Below are 7,386 nucleotides of genomic sequence, written 5' to 3'. Positions count from 1 at the left end.
GCGTCCGCGTGTGGACGTGCGGGGCGTGCGGGGCGGTCCTGGACCGGGACATCAACGCGGCGGTCAACGTCGCCAAGGCCGCCGGACTGGCGGTGTCAGCCTGTGGAGCGCAGGTAAGACCGGGACTCGTCCCGGCACCGCGCAGCGAAGCAGGAACCCACTCGACACCGCAGCCTTCAACGGCGCGGTAGGCGGGAATCTCCCCCCTTCAGGGGGGAGAGGATGTCAAGAACGCGGGTCTTGACCCGAGGCATCTTCCTGACGCTTTACGGCGCCGTCTCTCATGAACAGAGCCGGCCGAGGGCTTCTCAAGCACCTGGACCATGGGCTCGTGGGCGCGTCCCGAGCCGGCCGGGGCGCTGTGGGGCCGCCTGCGATCACGGGGGCGGCTCATCGCGGCTGCTGTCCTCTGACGAGCGCAGTGGGCAGTGACGCGCCGAGGATCAGGTCACGCGGCAGCGCCAGTTCGAAGCGCTGCTCCAGCACGGCGAGAGAGGCACGGTGCGCCGTGTCCCGCTTCCTTTCCTCCGGGATTTTGGCCGCGAAGACGTCGGCGCGGACGAGGTCGGCGCCGGGGCCGGTGATCTCCCGCGACCAGGTGTGCATGTACATGTCGAAGCCGCACACGTAGTGGTCGTCGTGGAAGTAGGCGAATACGGGCGGTGGGGCCTTCGGATTCTGCTTCTCGTAGTAGAACTCGAAGACGTGGACCCCGTCCCGGGACGTCCCGTCGTGGTACGCGGGCCCGAGGACGGAGGGCCAGTGACCGTAGGCGACGGCGAAGCCCAGGCCGGCGTGGTCTCCGTAGCGGACGGCGATGCTGTCGGTGTCGCCGCGCTCGGCGTCGAGCCTGTCGACGAGCTCTTCGGCCTGCGGCCCGGTGGTGGCCCGGACCGGCACGGGGCCGCCGCCGGCGGCGAGACGGGCGGCGAGCTGTTCGCCGCTCAGGCCCCGGGCCAGCTTGATGCAGTGGCCGAGCCAGGAGATGTCCTCGTCGGCCATCCATGTGATCCCGCCGGAACTCACTGCGTGTCTCCGTTCTCCGGTGTGGCACGGCCCGGGGCCGGCCCTGCGACCGGCCCCGGGCGCACTTGCGGTGTGCGTCAGTGAGCCTTTTCCGACCTGGCGGTGCCGACCGCGAGTCGGACACACCTGCGCAACGGCGAAGCTCCTGGTGGCCGGGTTCTCGACCAAGATCACCCATGTCCGCCAGGAGCTTCACGTGCTTGTCTACCCGTCCTCGATCGATCTGTCGAGCCGAACCCTTCGGTTCCCGGCCGGACAGCTGTCGGCCGGGCAGGCGGAGACCGGGACGCGGTGGCGGCGCCCGCCAGCCGGGCGTCAGGCCCTCCTCGCACCGGCTCACCTGCGGTGCGAGGACACCTACGCTCAACTCGCTGCCGGGTTCGGCATCGGGATCGCGACCGTGTTCCGCTGCATACGCGAAGTCGTCGGCGTCCTGGCCGCCCTCGCTCCGTCCCCGGCCGAGGCGATGACGACGATCCAGGAGAGAGCGTTCGTCATCCTCGGCGGCACCCTCCTGCCGACCGACCGGGGGCACCTCCCGGCCGAAGGCTGGGGGACATCGCCGCCGACACCCCGTACCGCTCCGGCAAACACACACGTCACGGCATGAACATCCAAGTCCTCACCGATCCGGTCGGACGGCTGCTCCGGGCCTCACGGCCCGGCCCGGATCGACGCACGACCTGACCGCAGCGCGGCAGCACGGGATCATCGAAGCCCTCGCCGGTACAGACCTCATCTGGACAAGGAAGCCGTTGAGTCGGGTCACAGCCGTGCAGCCGTGCGGACCAGGCCGGCCAGGGCGAGGGAGCGGCTGTGCGCGGGCCAGACGATGTGGGTCACGACGGACGGCGCGTCGGTCAGGGGGACGGCCGTGTGCTCGGCCCACAGCCAGGAGCGGGCGGAGTCGGGGACGATCGCCACGGTGCGTCCGAGGGCGATCAGCTGGGCCAGTTGCGTCTGGTTGTGGATCTCGGGGCCCGGGCCGGGTGCGTAGGTACCGCGGGTGGGCCAGCGGGCGAGCGGCAGATCGGGGACGTCCCTGACATCGGCCAGGGACAAGGTCGCGCGGGCTGCGAGGGGGTGCCCGGCAGGCAGGACGGCGACCTGTCCCTCGGTCGTCAGGGCCTCGCTGTCGAACCCGGCGAGGGAGTTCCACGGCGTGTGCATGAGCGCGACATCGGCGCGTCCGTCGCGCAGCAGCTCTTCCTGCTCGCAGATGCCGCACGGCAGCACCTCGATCTCGGCGCTGTCGGGCTCGGCCGCGTAGGCGTCGAGGAGCTTGCGCAGCAGTTCGTGGGACGCGGCGGCCTTCACCGCGAGGACCAGTCGACCGCGGGGGCCGCCGGGGCTGTCGGCACCGCCGGCGCGCCGGGTTCGGCGAGCGGCGGCGGCGGTCGCGTCGAGGGCCGCCCGGCCCTCGTGCAGCAGCACCTCTCCGGCACCGGTCAGGCGGACACCACGGCGGTTGCGCTGCAGCAGGCAGACCCCGAGGCGCCGTTCGAGCTGCTGGATCGCCCGCGACAGCGGCGGCTGGGCCATGCCGAGGCGCTCGGCGGCACGCCCGAAGTGCAGTTCTTCGGCGACCGCCACGAAGTACCTCAACTCGCGGGTCTCCAGGGTGTCCATGGCCGCAGCATACGCGGTGATACCCGGCGGGTATGACAGGACACCGTATCGGTGTTGGCCGCGCCACTCGTCCGCGAGCCACCATCATCGGCATGAGCGAAACGATGATCGCGCTGGTGACCGGCGCGAACAAGGGCATCGGCTACGAGATCGCGGCCGGGCTGGGCGGCCTCGGGTACCGCGTGGGCGTGGGAGCCCGCGACGAGACCCGACGCGAAACCGCCGTCGGAAAACTGCGCGCCCTCGGCGTGGACGCGTTCGGGGTACCGCTGGACGTGACCGACGACCGCAGCGTCACCGATGCCGCGGAACTGGTCGAACGGCAGGCGGGACACCTGGACGTCCTGGTCAACAACGCCGGCATCTCGGGCGAGACGGGCCCGGGGTGGGAGCAGGACCCGACCGCGCTCGACCTGGAGGTGTTCCGCACGGTCGTGGACACCAACGTCATGGGTGTCGTCCGGGTGACCAACGCGATGCTGCCGCTGCTGCGGCGCTCGGCCTCGCCACGCATCGTCAACGTCTCCAGCAGCGTCGGCTCCCTGGCCCGGCAGGCGGACCCCGACACCGAGATCGGCCCGATCATGGCGGCCTACGCGCCGTCGAAGTCGTTCCTCAACGCCCTCACCGTCCAGTACGCCCGGCAGTTCACCGGTACGAACATCCTGATCAACGCCGCCTGCCCGGGCCTGGTCGCCACCGACTTCACGGGCTTCCACGGATCCCGCACCCCCGAACAGGGCGCGGCCACAGCGATCCGGCTCGCCACCCTGCCCGACGGCGGCCCGAGCGGTTCGTTCTTCGAGGACGACGGCATCGTCCCCTGGTGACCACGAACTGCCCTCGCGTTCCGCTGCATCCCGCAAGGGGGTGGGGGTAGAGGCGGGAGACGTGCTCGGGACGGTGAAGAGGCCCGTTGGTTCCCGCACCGCACAGTGCGACGCGGTTCACGGTGTGACACCAGAGCCGCGGCCTCATCGCCCCCAGGGACCGGCAACGGCCCCTGCTCGCACGGTCCTTCACACCTTGCGGTCACCTCACGTTTCCCGGTGCACCATGCAACCTTGTCCCTGTGTCAGTGGTCTTCACGCTGTACGTCCCGTTCGCACAGCGTGAAAGGTACTCATGCAACGGAAGAGAATCGCTGCCCGGGCCGGTGGCGGGGCCATGGCCGCAACACTCCTGCTGGGCAGCCAGCTTGCCACTGCGCCGCACGCTGCGGCTGCCGACGACAGCTGTCCGCGGAACACGTTCAAGCGGACGTTCTACAAGAACACCTCGTTCTCCGGCACGCCGGTGAGGACCGACTGCGACGGCGTCATCGACCAGAGCTGGCCGGGCAGCCCGGTCGCCGGCATGCCGTCGGACGACTTCGGTGTCCGCTGGGAGATGACCCGCGACTTCGGCTCCGGCGGCCCCTTCACCCTCGCCGTCTCCGCCACCGACGGGGTCCGGGTCTACGTGGACGGCGTCCGCAAGATCGACCTGTGGAAGAACACCGGGGACACCGCCCGCCCCGGGGTCGTGAACCTCACCATCGGGGGCCACAGCACCATCCGCGTGGACTATGCGAACTGGAGTGGCGCGGCCAAGGCCAAGTTCGCCTACGTTCCCCGGACCTCACCGAAGATCGACAAGACCCGGCCGCAAATACCCTATGCCGACTGGTCCTACGATCCCAGGACCCGCAAGACCACTGCCTCGGGGATGTCCAACACCGAGATGGACCTGGCGGAGTACGCCCTGTACCGCAGGCCCGTCGGCGTCTACACCTGGACCAAGGTCGGCTCCAGCTCCGTCGACCGTGTCACGCAGACGAACCCGAACCCCGACGACCGGACCCCCTTCGTCTACGAGGTCCGTGCCGTGGACAGGGCGGGCAACATGTCGGGCGGCATGGACAAACGCATCTCCCCGTTGCCGGCAGTGGAGCGGGTGAGAGGCAGCTACGACCAGACGACCGGCAAGGTCAAGCTCAGGTGGGCCAAGAGCTATGAACCGCACCTGGACCACTACACGGTCCTGGCCCACGAGAAGGTGGACGGCGGCCACGCCTGGGTCCCGCTGGGCACGACCACGGAGGACGTCTGGCTGACGGACCCCGTGCCCGCCGACGGGCAGGTCCGTCACTACCGCGTGCTGGCCACCAACACCGCGGGCACCACCACCCTCAGCCCGGCCGGGCTCGACCCCGACGCCGACAACGAGGTGGCGCTGCCCCTCCCCGACGGCTACATCCCGGTCCAGCCGGTCTCCCTGTCACTGGACCACTGCCCGAGCGGTGTGCAGGTGACCGTCACCGACGGCATGCCCCGTGTGCTGCACGACTACATCTCCTTCGACATCGAGCGCCGCGAGCTCGGCACGAGCACCTGGAAGTGGGACATGAACATCTCCCCCCGCCAGGACTCCGAGATCACCACGGCCGTCATGTGCGAACGGCTGCCCTCCGACGGCCGCACCTACGAGTACCGGGCACGCGCGGACTTCGGCGACAACGAGCACTCGCCGTACTCCGAGACCCGCAGCATCACCGTGCCCAGGGCCTGACACCACCGCCCGGGCAGCACGCTTCGCCGGCCCGCGGGCGAGGCCGAGAACGCCCGCGGCTCCCTGCCCGCATGCCGGGGAGGGAGCCCACCGGCTTCGAGCCGCACGTGGAGATCAGCGACCACCGCTGCCACCCCGCCCGAGCAGGCTCACGCGGGCGGCACCGCTGCGCGCGGCACGGATCCGTGCGTCGGCCTCCCGTCAGCACGGCGGAACCAGCAGAGTGCCACGATGGCGCTCCCCTCCTTCGCGGTTGGGGGCCGGGGCGGTCGGATCGCCCCGCGCGGACGGCAGGAGAAGCACTGGCGGATGACGAACCGGTGGCCGACGAGGGTCCGAGTGACGCAGAGGAGCACCCGGAGGACTGCGACTGCGGACTCTGCTGAACCACCCCCCTTGCCCCGTGGTTTCACCTCACGTCGGCGGGACTGCCGTCCTCGGCCCGCCATGACCTCCCGAAGATCGCCACACCTGCCGAACCGCCGAGGCGTTGCAACCGGCGGAGCGTGCTGGGGTGCACCGCGGCACCGCACACATCGGGCCCGGCTCTTTTGATGTTGCCCGGTCAGCCGAGGAGTCCCCGGCGGCGATAGGGTCCCTCGCATGCCCGTGAACCCGAATGATCTCCTCACGGAGGGCGCTGCGACACGCCTGGCCGGCGACAACGTCGTCGGCTGCGAGACCGAGGGCGCCTGCGTCCTGCTCGGCGACTCCGCGGTCGTGATCATCGCGGACCCGCAGGACGGGCCCGACGTGAGCGGCGTATGGAACAGCCGCCGGTTCCATCTTCACGGACCACTCGCTGACGACGTCGGCGTCCGCCTGTTCGGACATCCCCCGGACTCTCCCGAATGGAGCTGGAACCAGCGCCCGGACACGCGACCGGTCCACCTGCTGACCAGGCTGCCCGAGGGCTGCGTATACCTGGGAATCGGCAAGCCGGGGCAGGCCGGATACACGGACGGATGCCTGGACCACGCGGCCCTGACGATAGAGCCGGAACTGACTCCGGAACTCCTGAACCGGGTCAGGCCGCCTGCCGAACCCGAAACCTTGCCGAATCTGGACTGGCTCACGCACATGACCACCAGGCCGCTCGAAGCGCTGACGCAGTTCGTCGAAGGCTGGATCCCCGAGACCCACCAGGACCTCGGCACGTTCGCGGCAGCCCCATGGGAAGTCCCCCGGCCGCTTGCCGTGTTCCACCGCCTGGCCCGGCACCGGCCCTCCCTGACCGGCGTTCAGAACCGCCTGCGGCCCCCGCACGCGTGGCGGGAGAAGCACGACGGCCTGATCGCCTTCGGAGACGAGAACCAAGGCGGATTCACCTGGCTGTTCGATCCATCGCGCCCCGACCCTGACGTATGGATCGACCAGGACGGGTACGAGCTGCGCCGGGAACATCAGCCGCTGAGCGGCTTCCTGCTCCAGTTCGCCCTGTACGAGACCATGATGAACGCCCCCTACAACGCTCTGCGCGCCGATCTGGCCGCCGAGCATGTCGCCACGCTGACAGCCGCACTGACTCCGGTGCCGTGGGAACCCTGGCGCTGGCCGAACGACTCCACACGCTTCTACGTCGCACCCGGCGTGATCGCTGAGACGACGGACCAGTGGCACGGGAACACCACGGCGTGGGTCGGCGCGGTACACCGCAGCGCTCTCCGGCCGCTGGGGCAACTCGGCATCCCCTGGACCGACTTCGACGGCTGAGCCACCGACAGCCCGAGCAACCCGCCCGAAGCGACGCCCTGCACCCCGGCGGCTCACAAGCCGTGCTCCTCACCGCACCACGGGACCGAAAGGACTCCATCGGGGCGGAGACGATCCCAGCCCGGAGGGAGTGCCCGCGACCGTGGCCCACGTCGACCGGCCGGGCTCGTCGATGCGGGGAGAAGAAACCGCGCGGGGGCGCCAGGCAGGGCTCGACGCCCCCTGCGGGTGCCGCAGCCGTTCATGGCCGGTTCGACACCCGTCGTGGGCTCGTGCCACGCGCCGCAGTCCCACTCCTGGGGATCGGTCCCCCGTCGCCGCCCATCGGCACGAAGCGGTCGACCGTGACAACGGTTCGTCCCCGCCGGCCGGCGATGAGACGTACACCCGCGCCCTGCGAGGAGAGAAAGAAGCCCACCGATGTGTACGAGACGGCGTCGGGCGGCGGCCGCGCACGGACCGGGCCCG

Annotated in this window: 6 protein-coding genes and 1 pseudogene; 5 read left to right on the top strand and 2 right to left on the bottom strand. The window is 70.4% G+C overall.

The window, feature by feature from the left end; genetic code table 11:
* On the top strand, positions 1-191 hold a 191-nt coding region (locus tag ACIQGV_RS33855), incomplete at its 5' end, for a zinc ribbon domain-containing protein (RefSeq protein ID WP_402501682.1).
* A 199-nt stretch (positions 192-390) separates the two neighbouring features.
* Here the strand turns inward: ACIQGV_RS33855 and ACIQGV_RS33850 are convergent.
* Entirely contained in the window at positions 391-1,002 is a 612-nt protein-coding gene (locus ACIQGV_RS33850) for a hypothetical protein (protein WP_402501680.1), read from the bottom strand.
* A 220-nt stretch (positions 1,003-1,222) separates the two neighbouring features.
* Here ACIQGV_RS33850 and ACIQGV_RS33845 point away from each other — a divergent pair.
* Positions 1,223-1,751, top strand: a pseudogene (locus ACIQGV_RS33845) (transposase family protein); the annotation flags it as partial.
* A gap of 40 nt (positions 1,752-1,791) precedes the next feature.
* On the opposite strand, the gene ACIQGV_RS33840 reads toward ACIQGV_RS33845, so the two are convergent.
* Positions 1,792-2,655 (bottom strand): LysR family transcriptional regulator, encoded by an 864-nt coding sequence (locus tag ACIQGV_RS33840; protein WP_402501678.1) that lies wholly within the window; start codon positions 2,653-2,655, stop codon positions 1,792-1,794.
* Between the two features lie 92 nt (positions 2,656-2,747).
* Between ACIQGV_RS33840 and ACIQGV_RS33835 the strand changes: the two genes are divergently transcribed.
* From ACIQGV_RS33835 to ACIQGV_RS33825, 3 genes are all read left to right on the top strand, one after another.
* Positions 2,748-3,485 (top strand): SDR family oxidoreductase, encoded by a 738-nt coding sequence (locus ACIQGV_RS33835; protein ID WP_402501676.1) that lies wholly within the window; start codon positions 2,748-2,750, stop codon positions 3,483-3,485.
* Between the two features lie 337 nt (positions 3,486-3,822).
* Positions 3,823-5,205: a PA14 domain-containing protein gene (locus ACIQGV_RS33830; protein WP_402501673.1), complete on the top strand. Its 1,383-nt coding sequence runs from the start codon at positions 3,823-3,825 to the stop codon at positions 5,203-5,205.
* A 603-nt stretch (positions 5,206-5,808) separates the two neighbouring features.
* Positions 5,809-6,918 (top strand): hypothetical protein, encoded by a 1,110-nt coding sequence (locus tag ACIQGV_RS33825; RefSeq protein WP_402501670.1) that lies wholly within the window; start codon positions 5,809-5,811, stop codon positions 6,916-6,918.
* The last annotated feature ends 468 nt before the right edge of the window (positions 6,919-7,386 follow it).

It is taken from the genome of Streptomyces sp. NPDC093094 (assembly GCF_044754345.1).
Classification (GTDB): Bacteria; Actinomycetota; Actinomycetes; order Streptomycetales; family Streptomycetaceae; genus Streptomyces.
The sequence above is the reverse complement of the archived record's forward strand: the minus strand, read 5'-3'. Positions and strand labels throughout refer to the sequence as shown.

Coding starts and splice junctions, on each gene's coding strand:
- ACIQGV_RS33840 (WP_402501678.1), bottom strand. CDS start 2,655: ATGGACACCCTGGAGACCCGCGAGTTGAGGTACTTCGTGGCGGTCGCC.
- ACIQGV_RS33830 (WP_402501673.1), top strand. CDS start 3,823: ATGGCCGCAACACTCCTGCTGGGCAGCCAGCTTGCCACTGCGCCGCAC.
- ACIQGV_RS33825 (WP_402501670.1), top strand. CDS start 5,809: ATGCCCGTGAACCCGAATGATCTCCTCACGGAGGGCGCTGCGACACGC.
- ACIQGV_RS33835 (WP_402501676.1), top strand. CDS start 2,748: ATGAGCGAAACGATGATCGCGCTGGTGACCGGCGCGAACAAGGGCATC.
- ACIQGV_RS33850 (WP_402501680.1), bottom strand. CDS start 1,002: ATGGCCGACGAGGACATCTCCTGGCTCGGCCACTGCATCAAGCTGGCC.